11 protein-coding genes and 1 other RNA gene are annotated in these 16,736 nt (G+C 57.9%); 8 read left to right on the forward strand and 4 right to left on the reverse strand.

Annotated features, from left to right (window positions below; genetic code table 11):
* Positions 1-10 precede the first annotated feature (10 nt).
* The 4 genes from EJ997_RS02160 to EJ997_RS02175 all read left to right on the forward strand — a co-directional run bounded on the left by EJ997_RS02160 (position 11) and on the right by EJ997_RS02175 (position 7,029).
* Entirely contained in the window at positions 11-2,968 is a 2,958-nt protein-coding gene (locus EJ997_RS02160; RefSeq protein WP_126703129.1) for a YhgE/Pip domain-containing protein, read from the forward strand.
* On the forward strand, positions 2,965-5,151 hold the full coding sequence (locus tag EJ997_RS02165; RefSeq protein WP_126703130.1) for a YhgE/Pip domain-containing protein: 2,187 nt from the start codon (positions 2,965-2,967) through the stop codon (positions 5,149-5,151). Before EJ997_RS02160 ends, EJ997_RS02165 begins: the two co-directional genes overlap by 4 nt.
* A 568-nt stretch (positions 5,152-5,719) precedes the next feature.
* Positions 5,720-6,063: RNase P RNA component class A (rnpB, locus tag EJ997_RS02170), an RNA gene on the forward strand.
* Between the two features lie 177 nt (positions 6,064-6,240).
* Positions 6,241-7,029 carry a Nif3-like dinuclear metal center hexameric protein gene (locus EJ997_RS02175; RefSeq protein ID WP_126703131.1) on the forward strand — a complete coding sequence of 263 codons (789 nt, stop codon included), beginning with the start codon at positions 6,241-6,243 and terminating at the stop codon, positions 7,027-7,029.
* Positions 7,030-7,391: 362 nt separating this feature from the next.
* On the opposite strand, the gene ppgK is transcribed toward EJ997_RS02175, so the two are convergent.
* Both ppgK and map read right to left on the reverse strand, forming a co-directional pair.
* Entirely contained in the window at positions 7,392-8,156 is a 765-nt protein-coding gene (ppgK, locus tag EJ997_RS02180) for a polyphosphate--glucose phosphotransferase (protein WP_126703132.1), read from the reverse strand.
* Positions 8,153-9,025 carry a type I methionyl aminopeptidase gene (map, locus tag EJ997_RS02185; protein ID WP_206501759.1) on the reverse strand — a complete coding sequence of 291 codons (873 nt, stop codon included), beginning with the start codon at positions 9,023-9,025 and terminating at the stop codon, positions 8,153-8,155. The genes ppgK and map overlap by 4 nt, the downstream gene beginning before the upstream one ends.
* Positions 9,026-9,056: 31 nt before the next feature.
* Between map and EJ997_RS02190 the strand changes: the two genes are divergently transcribed.
* The gene (locus EJ997_RS02190; RefSeq protein WP_126703134.1) at positions 9,057-9,266 is read left to right on the forward strand and encodes an SPOR domain-containing protein; all 210 of its coding nucleotides are present in this window, start codon (positions 9,057-9,059) and stop codon (positions 9,264-9,266) included.
* 253 nt (positions 9,267-9,519) lie between these two features.
* On the opposite strand, the gene panB is transcribed toward EJ997_RS02190, so the two are convergent.
* Complete coding sequence (gene panB, locus EJ997_RS02195; RefSeq protein ID WP_126703135.1) at positions 9,520-10,341, reverse strand: 3-methyl-2-oxobutanoate hydroxymethyltransferase; 822 nt, start codon at positions 10,339-10,341, stop codon at positions 9,520-9,522.
* A gap of 379 nt (positions 10,342-10,720) precedes the next feature.
* On the opposite strand from panB, the gene glnA reads away from it, so the two are divergent.
* From glnA to EJ997_RS02210, 3 genes are read left to right on the forward strand one after another with little or no spacing between them, the layout of a single operon-like run.
* Entirely contained in the window at positions 10,721-12,058 is a 1,338-nt protein-coding gene (gene glnA / locus EJ997_RS02200) for a type I glutamate--ammonia ligase (protein ID WP_126703136.1), read from the forward strand.
* Between the two features lies 1 nt (position 12,059).
* Positions 12,060-15,083, forward strand: a complete 3,024-nt coding sequence (locus EJ997_RS02205) for a bifunctional [glutamine synthetase] adenylyltransferase/[glutamine synthetase]-adenylyl-L-tyrosine phosphorylase (RefSeq protein WP_126703137.1) — start codon at positions 12,060-12,062, stop codon at positions 15,081-15,083.
* 30 nt (positions 15,084-15,113) lie between these two features.
* Entirely contained in the window at positions 15,114-15,737 is a 624-nt protein-coding gene (locus tag EJ997_RS02210) for a histidine phosphatase family protein (RefSeq protein WP_126703138.1), read from the forward strand.
* A gap of 233 nt (positions 15,738-15,970) precedes the next feature.
* On the opposite strand, the gene EJ997_RS02215 is transcribed toward EJ997_RS02210, so the two are convergent.
* The gene (locus EJ997_RS02215; protein ID WP_126703139.1) at positions 15,971-16,276 is read right to left on the reverse strand and encodes a hypothetical protein; all 306 of its coding nucleotides are present in this window, start codon (positions 16,274-16,276) and stop codon (positions 15,971-15,973) included.
* Between the last annotated feature and the right edge of the window lie 460 nt (positions 16,277-16,736).

Genomic DNA, 16,736 nt, shown 5'->3' on the forward strand with positions numbered 1-16,736 from the left:
TAATTAGCGCGTGTCCAATATCTGGAAAGTTTTTTCACGGGACGTTACACGTTTGTTCCGAGTGCGGAAGGCATGGGTCGTCATTGTTGGCGTTATTTTTACGCCGGCACTGTACGCCTGGCTGAACATCAGCGCATTTTGGGACCCGTACTCGAATACAGGAAGTATTGAGGTTGCTGTCGTCAACTTGGACGAAGGTGCGTCATCCGAGCTCACTGGACCACTCGATGTCGGCGCGCTCGTGGTCGACGAGCTACATGCTAATGACCAGCTCGGCTGGCAATTTATGGCGGAGGACGATGCTCTTGAAGCTGTGAAGCGTGGTGATGTTTACGCCGCGATCGTCATTCCCAAAGATTTCAGTAGAAATCTTCTCAGCATCACGACTGGTGACTTCGTCCAGCCGCGCATCGAATACCACGTCAATGAGAAAGTGAGTGCGATTTCACCCAAGATTACGGACGTGGGGGCCTCTCAGCTCGACAGGCAGATCACCAGAGCCTTCTCGGAACAGGTTGCAGCTGCCGCTACCGAAGCTCTGAGAGACGTTGGATATTCGGCAGAAGCTCAGTTATTGGAAGCCCAGGGCAACACGTTAAGCGCAGTTGACGAGGCGGAATCAAATGTGTCGACCACGCGCGAGCGCCTCGGCACGCTGCAGTCTGATGTGCAGTCGTCGCGGGAAGGGTTGACTCTGGCGGGTAGTACGCTGACCGACGTCGATACGGTCTTGACTGATGTGCAGACAGCAGTGACTCAAGCCCAATCAATTGTTGCCAGCGTTCAGGACGAGGTTATTGCATTCGGCGACGCCGCGACGGATGCCTATCTAAATGGTACGGTACTTCTCGCAGAAGGAACGTCGGGCGCGAACATCGCAGTGACGGAAGTCGTCCAGTCTCTTGAGCAACTCAGCTCAAAGGCCGAAAGCGCAATCACCGATGTGTCGGAAGCCGTTGAGGCCAACGGTGTGGCGATAGAACGACTCCGTACCCTTCTTGAGAACGCCGATGCCGATTCCGCAGTAGCCCAGCGGATAGTGGAGCTGCTGGATGCTCTCGAGGACCGTAACGCGACAGATCAGCAGCTACTTTCAGACCTTCAGGCGCTCAATTCCAGTGCCGATGCTGTTGCGACTGCGATACAAGACACGGCGGGCCAGCTGGACAATCTCGCTCAGGATTCACAAAATGCGGCAGTCGAGATGCGCACCGTCTTGGAAGAGACACTACCGGGTCTCAATGAGTCAATGAGCGCGTTGACCACGAGCGCCGGTGCGTTCTCAGCGGCACTCGATGCCCAAAAGGATCAGCTCAGCCAAGCCCAACTACTCTTGACCGACATCGATGAACAGCTGGTCGCGACTTCAGGTGTTCTTGACAGGCTTGACGAAAACCTTGATCAAATCGACGATGGCATACAGACAACCCATAACGATCTTGTCGCGCTCAGCCAGGCGTCCATTTGGAGCGACCTCAGTTCATTGACGGGCCTGGACACGGAACAGATAGCTCAGTTTATTGCATCACCCGTCTCTATTGATGAGCACGTGGTGTTCCACGTGAACTCCTACGGTTCAGCGATGGCCGCCCTTTTCACCAATCTGTCCTTATGGATCGGCGCTTTTGTCCTCATGGTCATTTTCAAGCTCGAGGTGGATCCGGAGGGCGTTGACGGGCTGACTGTACGTCAGGCGTATTTTGGGCGGTTCCTACTTCTAGGAATGATCGCCGTGGCACAAGCCCTAGTCGTATGCATTGGTGACCTCATGATCGGGGTTCAGACGGTCAGCAGTATCGGTTTCGTCGCAACAGGCGTTTTCACAGCTTTGGCATATTTGAGCGTTATCTACGCTTTGTGCGTTGCCTTTGGCCACGTGGGAAGAGGTCTATGTATTCTCCTCGTCGTCATGCAAATTCCGGGCGCCTCCGGACTCTATCCGATCGAAATGATGCCTGGGTTCTTCCGAGATCTCTATCCATTCTTACCATTCACGTACGGCATTGACGCGATGAGGGAGACCATCGGCGGCCTCTACCAAGGCCACTATTGGTACTACATGGCGGCGCTAGCAGCTTTTGTTGCGGCCGGCGTCCTCCTTGGCCTCGTTCTGCGCCGTAGATTGGCGAATATCATCTTGATGTTTAACCGCCAGATCGGTGCGACAGACCTGTTCATTAGTGAGACAGTACACGTGAAGGGCTCCGGTTACAGACTCTCGGACATCGTCCACGCTCTCCAAAACCGACAGGAATACCACGAGGATGTCACTCGGAGGTCCGAGCAGTTCGCGCAACGTTATCCGATACTCCTTCGTGTAACACTGCTTACCGGCCTCCTTCTCACCATCATTCTGGCCGTTGCCGGTTGGCTGTATCCATCCGCCAATGCCACCCTGCTCGCCGCATGGCTTGTGGTCAGCCTCATCATAATTGGCGCCATCATCGCTATCGAATATGTCAAGGAGTCATTGGACCGTGCGGAGCAGATTGCGAATTTCGACGACTCTGTACTCAGCAGTGTTGCGCGGACTGATATCGGAAAGGCAAGGAGTGCCGACGGTGACGGTTCTGATGAGGCGATGGTTGTAGCTTTGCCAACGCAGCAGGTACTTGGTGCAGAGCGTGAGAGGACAGAGGATGTCGTTTCGAGGACCGAAAGAGCGGACGAGGCAGTCACAAGTGGTCCGGAGGAGCCGGAAGGCGAAGCAACCTTAAGTAGCGAGACAGAGGACATTCGTGGCGGTGAGAGCACGCCCGTTGTAGAGAGTTCGGAGCTTGACAACGAGGAAAATGGAGTAGGGCAAGACGGCAGGTCGGAAGTCGCTTGCGTGACAGATCCTGATGTTTCTCCCGTGCTTGAGGACGAGAACCAGTTGCATGAGGACGCTAATGTGGCGGGCCACTGTAGTTCTGGACGACATCGAGCAGACGCCGACACTGTCGGCAAGCAGGAGGAGAACGAATGAGAGACATACTTCGGCTCATACAGCGCGATCTCCATCGGGCTACCAGTAGCGTTCTGGCATCGATCGTCATTTTCGGGCTCATTGTCATACCTGCTCTATTTACGTGGTTCAATGTGATTGCGAGCTGGGATCCTTTCTCGAACACCAAGAACTTAAAAGTTGCCGTTGCGAGCTCCGATGCTGGTTATGAGAGCGATCTCATACCCGTTCGTATTAATGTTGGCGACCAGGCTCTGTCTGCTCTTCGCGCCAATGATGATTTTGACTGGGTCATTACATCAGAAGAGGAAGCGATAGATGGAACTGAATCGGGCGAGTATTATGCTGCTATCGTTCTTCCTGAGTCCTTCAGTGCCGATATGGTGACCTTCTTTGCGGAGGGCCACGAGAGCGATCCGATTGCTTACTATACAAACGAAAAGAAGAACGCCCTTGCGCCTACTCTCACCGAGCAAGGTGCGGAAGGTGTGTCAGCTCGCATAACGGAGGTATTCACCGAGACGCTCAGCGATCTTGCCCTCGGATTGATCTCATCGATGTCAGATTTCCTTACTGACGACGAGACGCGTGTAACTCTCGCAAAGCTTGAACTGAGAGTTAGCAAGATTGGAAGCGACCTACGCGGCGCCGCGCAAACCGCAGAGGCCTTTGGTTCCGTCATTGAAAGCAGTATGACTGTAGTTGGCGGTGCCAATGACCTTGTCAGTGGATCCAGCATGGCGATAGAGGGTGCGTCTACTGCTGTTTCGAATGGGTCCGCGGCGATCGAAGGTCTCCGCTCGAACGTGCAGACAGCAAACCAAGGGCTCGCGAATGCACTCGCGTCTACATCGGATGCCTACGACGATGTGAGCGCGAGCGTTGACAACTTATTTGCCGAGCTCGATTCTGGCAGCCTCTCACAGGCCGACGCCATCGACACGCTTGCCCAGGAAGTCCAACTACAGATCGACAGTTATACTCGCGCGCGCGACACGCTCCGGGACGAAATCGCCCCAATGTTGCCAGAGTCCGCGCTTGACGGAATTAATTCCGTCATCGTCAAGGTCGAGACAGCAATATCTCGTCAGCAGGATGTCTATGACAGGCTCGTCTCCGCTGCACAGGCTGTTAGAGATAATAACAGCGAAGCTCAAGCCTCCCGCCAGGAGGTTCAGGAGACAGTTGCGCAGGCGAAGCAGGCAATCGACGATGCGGAGAATGCCTACACATCCAATCTCAAGCCACAGCTCGACGAGCTGTCGTCAACGCTCGACATAATCAAGGTAGATATTGAAGCCATTGGCACTGACCTAGCCTCAGCATCATCAAACCTGTCGGCACAGTCCGGTTCGGTGTTGGCATCGCTGGTACGCGCTTTTCAAACCACGGGAGAAATCTCCGATTCGCTCAAAGAAACGGCAGATAAGTTCGACGAGCTTGCGGCATCGCTCGCACGCGCAGCTGACAGCGGGGAGCTCGACGAGATCAGCGCGATCATCGGAACGGATCCGAGTGTCCTCGCAAGATCCCTAGCGCAGCCTGTTGGGATAGAGCGGATCGCGGTATTCCCAGTTGCTAGCTTCGGTGCGGGAATGGCTCCCCTGTACATGGTCCTCGCTCTGTGGGTGGGAGCACTGCTTATGACTGTTGCTATCAGGGTTGATGTCAAAGCGGACGTTCTACCTGGTAGGCCCGACCTCACACCAGCACAGCAGTATTTGGGCAGATATGGAATATTTGCCCTGGTGGGTCTTGCACAGGCCAGCCTCGTCACTACTGGCTTGATTCTCTTCGTCCAGATCGAGGCGCGTCACCCTGTCTTGTTGATACTGACGGGGTGGATCATTTCCATTGTTTTCACGCTCTTGATCTATACAGCAGTCGCCGCATTCAGCAATGCCGGTAAGGCTCTGGCTGTTCTCCTGCTTGTCGTCCAAATTTCTGGCTCCGGCGGGGCCTATCCACTCGCGGTTCTCCCGCAATGGTTCCGTCAGATCAGCCCCTTCCTTCCTGCAACGCATGCGATCGATGCTGTACGTTCAGCGATCGCAGGCGTCTACGGCGGTGACCTCTGGGCCTCCCTTGGACTGCTTTGTCTGTTCGCGTTCCCGGCTCTTCTCATAGGACTTGTGCTAAGACGCCCGCTCATTCAGTTCAATCGCGGCCTGACCGAGGCTTTGGAGTCGACGAAGCTCATGTAGCTGGGAGAAGCTCTCCGGAGGAAAATAGTGCGCGAACTGTCCAAGAAGTTCAGCCGCAAGCCGGGCGAGCGTACTCTGCATATGGTCTACGACCTACAGTGAAAGGTGCTTAATATTAGGATCGCTTTAGACGGCGGCACAGTAACGCCTCCTCGGTGCGGAGAGTAAGTGACGGCACAACCCTTTCTGATCATGCGCATACCCCGTTAGCGCCACAACACGCCGTGAGAAGAACTGCCCGCGATACGTTGGCTGATCTCAACGTGCCAGCGAGACCGCCGAGAATGAAATAGTCTTTTTGTTTTCGAACTCAAGCGTCCTACGTTAATGATTGTTGTTCTTGTCAAGCGTGACGTTTATTTTGGAATCGAGGGCATAGGGCAGGGTAACCTGCTTCGAGATGTTGACCTCCGGATTCCGCCGAGTCAATACGGATTATTGTGCGTTCGCAGATAAGCAACGTACGCTGCTCCGTAGCGTAGGTGTCCGTTGGGTTTCATCGCGGCTTTTTGCGTGAGACACTGCTCTGGTGGTGGTTGGGGCGTGTGCCGAGTAGACTGAGATTGGACAAGCTGGCTAGGCGGCCGCGGCACTTTGGTGCCGAGGAACGTCCGGGCTCCACAGAGTACGGTGGTGGGTAACGCCCACCCGGGGTGACCCGCGGGCCAGTGCAACAGAAAGTAAACCGCCGCAAGGTAAGGGTGAAAGGGTGAGGTAAGAGCTCACCGCGGACTGGGTGACCAGGACGGCACGGTAAACCCCACCGGGAGCAAGACCAGACAGTTGGCTGAATGCTACTCGCACACGAGCTTTGCTCGGGCCGACGGGTGGGTTGCTAGAGATACGTGGTAACACGCGTCCGAGATGGATGGTCGCCCTCGACAAAACCCGGCGTATCGGCCAGCTTGTCCCTCCATTTCAACCCGGGGACACTTCGGATTGTCTGTCCGTCCCGATGGCAGTCGTGTCGATCCTTGGCTGTCGCGAACCGTGAGGGTGGCGAAGTTTTGTAGGGGCGATCGCGAATCTGCTTCTACAGACGCTGTGATTAAAAGCTGTCCATGCCTTTCGCCGGGATAGACTTGCCGCATGCTCACACGAGAAATCATTGCAGCAGTGGAAGAACTATGTCCGCCGGCACTCGCCGAGTCGTGGGATGCTGTTGGACTTGTCGCCGGTAGCCCCGACTGGGAAGCTCGGCGGATCCTGCTGGCGGTAGATCCGTGTGAAAAGACTGTGTCCGAGGCAATTGACGGTGGCTACGATATGCTGCTTACCCACCACCCGCTTTACCTTCGCGGCACCTCCACCGTTGGTGCTCACACGACGAAGGGTGCGTGGATTACGGACCTGATTCGCGCCGGCGTTTCTCTCTACGCGGCACATACCAATGCTGACTCCTGGGGCACCGCGCAGGCCATGGCCGACCTGCTGGGGCTTGAAAATGCTCGCCCGCTCATTCCCAAGGAAGATGATCCGACTCTCGGTCTGGGCAGAATTGGTACGATTGCCCCGGTGATGCTTGGAGAGCTCGCTGATCGGGTTGCCGATCTGCTTCCACGCACTCCCGCGGGAATCCTCGTGGGTGGTGACGAGGAACGAGTGGTGGAGACAGTGGCTGTTAGCCCCGGCTCGGGCGACTCTTTCCTTGGTCTTGTCAACGACTCGGGTGCGGACGTCTACATCACCGCTGATCTGCGCCATCATCCGGCTACCGATCACCTGTGGGGCGGGGGAGCGGCGCTCATTAGTCCCACGCACTTTGCCTCCGAGTGGCCGCTCTTGCCGAAGTTGGCGGGTGCGCTCCGTGAGATGCTTCCGGGCCTTGAGGTGGACGTGTCTACTGTCGTGACAGATGCGTGGGTGAGCCGGCGCTAATTGGCGGCCGTCCTTATCGCCCGTCTGCGTGCCGCGCCGATCTTTGATCTGGGGTCGAGTGTGACGGGTAGTCCTTTGTTGCGCTAACCGCGCCTCTCGCGAGTGCGAGTTTCGTCGGGCGACGAGATGAGAATGTCAGAAGTGCTTCGGGCTCTGGGCTTGTGCGGAGCTACGCCTGTAATTGCCCGATCTGACCTACGTTTCGGCAAATCGTGTTTGCGAGCCCTCTGTCTGGCAGTTCCCACCGGTAATTTATGTCAATGCGTGCAGTAATAACTGCGAAGGGCCCGTCAATGAGGTCTGTTCTTGAGAAGCCTAAATGGGTGTCTAAAGAGGATCAGACCATCACTGAGAGCGTCATTCTATGAGTTTTGACTCGTTGCTTCTCGTGCGCCGAGGGCGGCCGCACCGATGATGCCGGCCTTGTTGCGAAGAGTAGCCGGGATGATTGGCACACGTGTTTTCAGCAGTGGCAGGAACTTGTCCGAGTCTTTGGAGATGCCGCCACCGACGATGATGAGGTCGGGGTTGAGGAGCTTCTCGTATTCGCCGTAAACGTCCTGGAGTCGGTTTGCCCAGTCTGTCCAGGAGAGTTTCTTGCGGTCCTTAACTGCGGAGGATGCCCACGCTTCGGCTTCTTTCCCGTTCGGGAGGGTCAGGTGACCAAGCTCCGTATTGGGGATGAGGCGGTGGTCGATGACGAGAGCGGAGCCGATGCCCGTCCCGAGAGTGGTGACCAGGGAGGTGCCGGACTGCCCCTTGGCTGCGCCATACTCAACTTCCCCGTAACCAGCAGCATCCGCGTCGTTGACGACAGTCACTTGGGTGTCGAGAACGTTGGAGAAAAGCTCGTCGACGTTCGTTCCGGCCCACGACTTGTGAAGGTTCGCCATCCACATTGCCACGCCGTGAACAATCGGTGCGGGAACGGCTACACCGATGGGGGTGTGCCTGGGAAGGTCGAAGTGCTCGGCAATCTGTCCAACGACTTGAGCGACGTTCTTCGGGGTCGACTTCTCCGGAGTAGGTATGCGATAGCGGTCGGCTACGAACTCACCGGTGGTGAGGTCGACGGGGGCTCCTTTGATACCGGAGCCGCCAATGTCGATTCCGAGTGCGAGGCTCATGGGAGCGTAAGGATCTCGGCGCCGTCTTCGGTCACAACCAGAGTGTGCTCGAACTGGGCGGTGCGGCCACGGTCCTTCGTCAGTACCGTCCATCCATCATCCCACTGGTCCCACTTGATGGTCCCCAGGGTCAGCATGGGCTCGATCGTGAAGACCATGCCCACTTCGATGAGATCGTCGTAACGGGGTGCCGTGTCGTAGTGCGGAACGATAAGTCCCGAGTGGAAGGCTTCGCCAACGCCGTGGCCGGTGAAGTCTTCCACAACGCCATACTGGAAGCGCTTCGCATAGGCCTCGATGACGCGGCCGATCACGTTGATGGCACGGCCGGGCTTCACAGCCTTAATGCCGCGCTCCATGGACATCTTCGTTCTCTCGATCAGAAGGCGGGACTCCTCATCGATTTCCCCAACGGGGAACGTTGCATTCGTGTCGCCGTGAACGCCCTCGCGGAAGGCCGTGATGTCGACGTTGACGATATCGCCCTCTTGGAGAACGGTCGAGTCGGGGATGCCGTGGCAGATGACCTCGTTGATTGAGGTGCACAGCGACTTCGGGAACCCCATGTAGTCCAGGCTCGACGGGTAGGCGTTATTGTCGATGAGGAACTCGTGCCCGATCTTGTCCAGCTCATCGGTGGTAATGCCGGGGCGGACAGCCTTGCCAACCTCTTCGAGGGCCTGGGCGGCAAGCTTCGAGGTGCGGCGGATCCGCTCAATGGTCTCCGCGTCCTTCATATCGGAGGCAGTCACCACCTCGGGACCATCATGGAACAGGTATTCGGGTCGCTCAATCGACTTCGGTACAGAGAGCTTTTCCGAAATAGCTCCGGGAACAAGGGTGCCAAGGGGTGCGCGCTGTGCAAGCATAGAACCAAGTTTAGCGTCGAGGAGGTCGACAATGGCGAATCCAAGCCGTCGTGAGTATTGGTACAACACAAAGACGGGCCAGGTTGAGGTAGGCCAGCAGTCCCCGTGGACGGACATTATGGGGCCCTACGACACCGAAGAAGAAGCCCGTAACGCTCTTACGACCGCGGCGGAGCGCAACGAAACGTTCGATGAAGAAGAAGAGGCGTGGGAAGACGACTGGAAGGATGATGAGGACTGAGGATCGACACTGGCGAGCGCGTCATCTCAACAGCAACCGGAAGTGCGAAGATCCCCGGATGCCTGACCGACGCGTCTGCATATCCAACCGCTCGCCGAACCAGTCAGTACGTCAGTGACTCTCGCCACTTGTGCGCTTCACACAACTGCGCCAGTGGTGATTGGCGAGGAGTTTTTGCCGAGTGTAAGACGGTGATGGTGGAGCGTTGACCGCAGAGGGCGGGCGGCTGAGTCGGCCGGGGGGGGAGCCTTCGCTAGAAGGAATGTTCCCGAGTTGGGAAGGACCGCGACTTGACTGCGGCGACGTAATCGGTGGAAGCCTTCGATAGGGCTTCACCAACCTGGCCGAAGACCTGAACGAAGGAGGGCTGCCAGTCCGTCATCCCCGCCATATCGGACCAGACAAGGACCTGACCGTCAGTTTCGGGACCGGCACCGATACCGATGGTCGGGATCTCGAGGATCGAGGTGATGCGGGAGGCAAGATCGGCGGGAACCATTTCCAGGACAACGGCTGCGGCACCGGCCTCCTGGACTGCAACAGCATCTTCCACAACGCGATCGGCAGCATCATCGCCGCGTCCCTGGACGCGGGGGCCCGAGAGGGTGTTCTCCGACTGCGGCGTAAAGCCAATGTGGGCGATCACGGGAATACCGTTGGAGACGAGCGTGCGAATCTGTTCGGCAACGCGAACGCCGCCCTCAAGCTTGACCGCATTGGCTCCGGCCTTGATGAGCTGGGATGCGGACTCGAAAGCCTGGGCAGGTCCGGTCTCGTAAGTAGCGAAAGGGAGATCGGAAACGATCAGGGCACGCTGAGTACCGTTCGCTACCGACTTCGTTGCACGAACCATGTCGGCCAGCTCCACGCCAAGAGTATTCGAGTCACCGAATACTGTTGTACCAATGGAATCGCCAACGAGAATCATGTCGACTCCGGCGCGGTCAATGATTGACGCGACCATCGAATCGTAGGCGGTCAGCATTGTCAGCGGCTCGCCATGGTGTTTGGCTTCGGCGAGGTGGGCTATCCGGAAACGGCGGGGACGTGGAGGCGTGGGTGTTCCTTCGGTCATGGCAGGTATCCTACCGTGATTCCCGATGTGCTGTCTGACGATGCTGGTTTGTTTCGTGTGCGCCGTGGTGGAGAATCTACTCGCAGGGTTTTGAACAGAGCTATTGCAAGTTCGATGCGACCAGGAGCCATGGGAAAAGCGAGAGCTTGGGGCGGATAAAACGTGAGCGTGAAGCAAGGTAGCAGGAGATCTTGTAGCAAGGGATAGGGGACGCCCAGTAAGCCCAACTCTCGCAATCCGTCCGTGGCTGGTGACTGTTGGCTACGGCAGGTAGGAATAGGATGAGCAGGCGGGATTACTGCATCCCGGAGTGCTTATCGGAGCAACGCTTGGAGCGCGGCGTGGCACGATAGTGTGTAGCGAAGCGAAAGGACCGGGTATGGACCGTCAGCAAGAACATGTTCTTCGGAGCATTCAGGAGAAGGATGTCCGGTTTGTTCGGCTGTGGTTCACCGATGTCATCGGCACCCTGAAGTCCGTTGCCATTGCTCCCGCCGAGCTCGAAGAGGCCTTCGAAGAAGGCATTGGTTTTGACGGCTCGTCAATTGAAGGCCTGGCCCGCGTCGTTGAGGCCGACATGTTGGCCCACCCGGATGCATCGACTTTCCAGATCCTGCCCGGGCGTAGCGAGGATGGTGTTGTTGCGCGGCTTTTCTGCGACATCACGACCCGCGATGGCGAACCGGCACGCTCAGACCCCCGGTACGTACTGCGGCGTGCCCTTGAACGGGCCAGCGACATGGGATTTGGTTTCTACACGCACCCGGAGATTGAGTTCTATCTTTTTCACCCAAGCAATGATCCTGATATCGACTTCCGGCCCATTGACAGGGCAGGATACTTCGATCATTCGGCACGGTCCGTGGCACAGGACTTTAGGCGGGATGCTGTTGCGGCCCTCGAGTCGATGAACATCCCGGTTGAGTTCTCCCACCACGAATCAGGGCCCGGTCAGAACGAGATTGACCTCCGGTACACGGATGCGTTGTCGATGGCGGACAACATCATGACGTTCCGTACCGTTATCCAGGAGGTGGCTATTTCTCAGGGTGTCGTTGCCTCTTTTATGCCGAAGCCACTTATCGAGCATCCCGGTAGCGGCATGCACACCCACATGTCGCTCTTCGAAGGAGACAGGAACGTCTTTTACGACCCCTCCGGGACCTATCTCCTGTCCGCTACCGCGCGGAAGTTCATGGCGGGCCTTCTCGAGCATTCCCGCTCAATCGCCGCGATCACCAACCAGCACGTCAACTCGTATAAGCGGCTGTGGGCAGGGGATGAGGCGCCGTCCTTTGTGAGCTGGGGCCACAACAACCGTTCCGCACTCGTCAGGGTCCCCGCCCTCCGCCAGGGCAAGCCGCAGTCCGCACGGATTGAATACCGAGCCATCGACTCTGCCGCCAATCCTTATCTCGCATTTGCCGTTCTGCTCAATGCTGGCATCGACGGGATTGAGCGAAATCTTGAGTTGCCCGACGAGGCACTTGACGATGTCATGGCACTCACCCGTAATGAGCGGAGGGCTCTTGGCATTCGATCCCTGCCCGGCAACCTCGAGCAGGCGCTTTCGCTCATGCACGACTCAGAGCTTGTTGCCGACACCCTCGGTGAAGAGGCTTTCGAGTTCTTCCTACGCAACAAAGAGCAGGAGTGGCAGGGCTACCGTAATCAGGTGACACCGTTCGAGCGTGAACGGTTCCTCCCCATCAACTGACATGCGTAAAGATAGTCCCACCTCGGCGCTCCGCCGGCTCGGCTTCGCCGACCCCGGCAGGGCCAGCAAACTGCTGGACGGAAGAATCGACGAGTGGGAGCCGATCCTCGACGAACTGGGAAACGGTGCCGATCCCGATCTTGGCCTGCTCACCCTTTTGAGGCTCACCGAGGCCAGCCCGCACGCTATGCAAACCCTGCTGAACAGCGAGACGATTCGCAGGTCCGTCTGCGCTATCGCCGCCATGTCCTCCGCCCTAGGCGACATGCTGATCACCCACCCCGAGTGGATTGATGACCTCGGCGATAAAGTCGATATCAGCCCTGACGGAACCGTGTTTCTTGAAGCCCTCGACGTAAAAGAAGGGTCCTCACCATCTGACGTAGTTGCGGGCGTGCGATGGGAAGACGGAGTGGCTCTGCTCCGCACGCTCTACTATCGTCAGCTCATCTCAATTGCGGCCAGGGATCTCACCTCGAAGAATCCCGTCGCTGAGTATCGCTGGGTGTCGGAATCTATTTCCGACCTTGTCGATGGTTGCTTGAAGGGCGCCCTGGCCCTTTCTCGCTCGGTCGTTCCCGGATCCGAGAATGTTCGCCTCACCATTATTGCCATGGGCAAGACCGGGGCCCGGGAACTCAACTACATTTCTGACGTCGATGTGGTTTATGTTGGCGAGTTGGCCGATGCTACCGGGTTGTCCGGAACTGAGATGACATCGGATGCTGAGCGAGTTTCTGAAGAAGAGGCTCTGGAGATAGCGACGAAGCTCGCGAATGCTGTGTCGCAGGCCGTGTCGGGGCCGGGGGCGGTTATGCCGCTGTGGCCACTGGATGCGAACCTGCGCCCCGAGGGCAAGGACGGTCCGCTCGTGCGCACGCTTGCTTCCCATGTCGCCTACTACGAGCGGTGGGCGAAGGACTGGGAGTTCCAGGCGCTCCTTAAGGCACGCCCCGCGGCAGGTGATGAGGAACTGGGCCGAGCCTACGTGGATGCCGTGGCCACATTTGTCTGGTCCGCCTCTCAGCGGGAGGGGTTTGTGGAATCCTCACGGCAGATGCGAACGCGGGTGGAATCCAACATTGCATCCCAAGACGCCGCCAGGCAGATCAAGCTTGGTGAGGGCGGTCTACGCGACGTTGAGTTTACCGTTCAGCTCCTCCAGCTTGTGCACGGCAGGGTCGATACCTCGCTCCGGGTGAGGAACACCCTCGATGCGTTGGCTGCCCTGCGTGACGGAGGATACGTGGCCCGCACCGATGCGGACGAGCTGGAGGGCTACTACCGTTTCCTGCGGACCCTCGAGCACCGGATTCAGCTCCAGAAGATGAGACGTAGCCACGTTCTTCCCACCCAAACCGATCAACTGAGGCGTATTGCGCGGGCGATGAAGATCGACAGGGTCGCGACCGGTGAGGACCTGGAGAAGGAGTGGAAGAAGGTCAGGGGAGCGGTCCGTTCCCTCCACAAGGCGATCTACTATCGTCCGCTTCTCCCAGCCGCGGCACGCTTACGCGATGACGACATTAGTCTGGACCGGGAGGCTGCCGCCGATCGCCTTGCCGGCATCGGATATCGAGACCCCGCCCGGGCAATCGACCACATCTCGGCACTGACCGAGGGAGTCTCCCGCACCGCAAAGATCCAGCGGCAACTTTTGCCCGTTCTCCTCGGCTGGTTTGCGGAAGGACCGGAACCCGATTCCGGCCTCCTTCATTTCCGGATCCTCTCCGAAACCATGGGAAGAACCCACTGGTACATGAAGCTCCTGAGGGACTCGGGTATGGCAGCGAGGCGCCTCGCCCATATTCTCTCCACGTCCCGCTACCTCGCCGAAGCCATCCCGGCCCTGCCCGAATCGGTGAGGTGGCTCGAAGGCAACGAAGAGCTGAAGCCCCTGAGCGGGACTGCTCTCCGGCAAGAACTCGACGCACTGATTTCACGGCGCAATACGCACGAGGGTGTTGCCATGGCGGGGCGCTATCTGCGCCGCCGCATACTCCTGCGCACCGGCCTCGGCCTTGTCCTTGGCGTGATCGATACTCGCGAGGCGCAGGCATCAATCACCATGGGAGCGGAGATTGCGGTGGATGCTGCTCTGCGGGCCGCGACCGCGAAGGTCCTCGCGGGGCACGACTTGGAAGAAGCACCGTCTCGTTATCTTGTTGTTGGGCTCGGCTCGTTTGGTGCCCACGAGATGAGCTACGGATCGGACGCGGACATCCTCTTTGTTCACGAGCCGCTCAGCGATGACAAGGTTTTTGCCCAGAAGATTGCCGTCGAGATCGCGACCACCCTCATTGCAGTGCTGAAAGACGGGGCGGAGGAGCCACCGCTGAAAATCGATGCGGATCTTCGGCCCGAGGGGCGGAATGGACCACTTGCCAGGTCGCTTGCATCCTACGAGGAATACTACGACCGCTGGCTAGAGACCTGGGAACGGCAGGCGCTTCTTATAGCGCGACCGGTTGCTGGCGATGAAGAGTTAGGTGAGTCATTTATTGATCTCATCGACCCGATCAGGTATGGGGAGCCGCTGAGCCCGGGGGAGCACCGGGACGTGCGGCGGATGAAGGCGCGTATCGAATCAGAGCGCGCCCCGCGAGGGGTGGAGAAGACCCGTCATCTCAAGCTTGGCCCGGGCGGGATCTCGGATGTTGACTGGACCGTCCAGTACCTCCAACTGGACCACGGCGGATCGAACCCTTCTCTCCGGACCACATCGACACTCGACGGGCTAGTTGCAGCAACTGAAGCAGGCTTACTGAGCCACGGCGATGCTGATCGGCTGGCTGATGCTTGGCTCTTTGCCCAGCACCTGCGGCTCGCGATTGTCCTCGGAACTGGCCGAACCTCCGGGCCCAGGATCGATACCGTGCCAACGGACTCCACCGAGCTTGCCACCATTGCCGCACTCCTATCGAGAGATCACGAGGCGCGTCAGGAAGTGGGCGAAACCTATCTGCGGCTTTCGCGGCGAGCGAGGTCCGTTGTTGAACGCATCTTTTTCGGGGACGATGAGTAAAGATACGAAACTCACGATCAACGGAGAGCAATGAGACTGTACTTGGCCAGGCACGGACAAACCACGTCCAACACGATTCGGGCACTCGACACGGCGGCACCGGGAGCGGACCTCACCGAGACGGGGCGAGTCCAGTCGGAGGAACTGGCGGAGCGCATGACCGGTATCCATCTCGACGGAATTCTTGTCTCCCACCTTGTCCGCACGCAGCAAACGGCGGAACCCATCGCCACGTCAAGGAAGCTTGATTCGAGAATCGACCCGAGGATCGCGGAAGTCTCCGGTGGCGACTGGGAGATGGCAAACGATATGCCAACTCTCATGGAGTACTTCGGCATTGCTCAGAACTGGATGGAAGGCGACCTGGATCCACGGATCCCGGGAGGCGAAAATGGCCATGAAGTCCTTGAACGCTTCAATGCTGCAATCGAAGAATCGGATGAAGAGTCGCTCCTCGTGGTATCCCACGGCATGATGCTTCAGGTGTGGGCAACAATCATGGTTGGTGACCCAGCGGGAGAGAAGCTTCCGCACATGACGAACTGCGCCACCGGAGTTATCGAAGGAACCCCCGGCAAGTGGGAACTGGTCGACTGGTACAAGCCACCGACACCCGGCACCGAGGTCCCCGCTGAGGATGCTCCAAAGGAGTAGTCGCCTGTCCTGATTCCCGGTGCCTGACCTATCGAATGACAGTTGTTCTCGAGGATCTCAGGTGCGCAGGGCTTGGTGCACGGCAGGTCGAGGTGAATCGAATGGGACAAGGGACCGCGACTTAACAACCAAAACATGACGACCGGCCCGCGGAGCGGGCCGATTCACTTCTCTTGCAATTATCGAATGATATTGACGCCGACCAATTTGGTGCGGAATCTGTGCGTTGCGTGTCAGAGCAGGATGAGTGCAATGACAATGAGTGCGATGCCGAGTCCGATACCGGCGAACATGACCCCACTACAGCCCTGGCGGGTTTCCTCGGTGCCTCCGCGGTACGGGTTCTGCTGGTATCGCCACGCCGCGTGGTTCGTCCAGGGGCTCGTCTCGTCGTACGGAGTTGATTCCCTCGGTGGTTGCGGATCGCGATCGTCGTAGTTCTCCCACGGGCTCTTCGAAGCCCCATACGGGCCAACCGCACCATCGGCGCCCCGGTTCTTAGCCGACCGGGTATCATCACCGTCATCTCCATCCTTCAAGGTATCACCCTCGCGGGGCTATGTGGGTTGGGAGAACTCGGGTAGTCGGGCACGGCCCACTCGTCCCGGTTGTTGACGTACTCGGACCAGTCGCTAGCGTCTTCCGGGTGCTTCTTCATAGGACCAATCCTAGAGGACAACGAATCGACGTTCCTGTTAGTACCTGAACGTGCTCAGGGATATCTCATGGAATGCGGGGTTCTTGACCATAGGTTGGTCAACCCAGGATTGGTGTGGCATGCACTCGTACAGAATTGGCTCTGTAAACCGTGTCCTCGACCTTCAGCAGAGAAGCTGGACACAATCCTCGAGTGGTTACTTATTTTGTGTACGACACGACAAGAAAGAACCCATGATCGATTTAAATAATACTAATGCCCGTCAGCAGTGCTACATTTGCTAGCAGCATCAATAAATAGTTGAGTTTGATTTCAAGAAAAGTTTAGTGCCGCCGGGTGGC

Source organism: Flaviflexus ciconiae, from assembly GCF_003971195.1.
GTDB classification, from domain to species: domain Bacteria; phylum Actinomycetota; class Actinomycetes; order Actinomycetales; family Actinomycetaceae; genus Flaviflexus; species Flaviflexus ciconiae.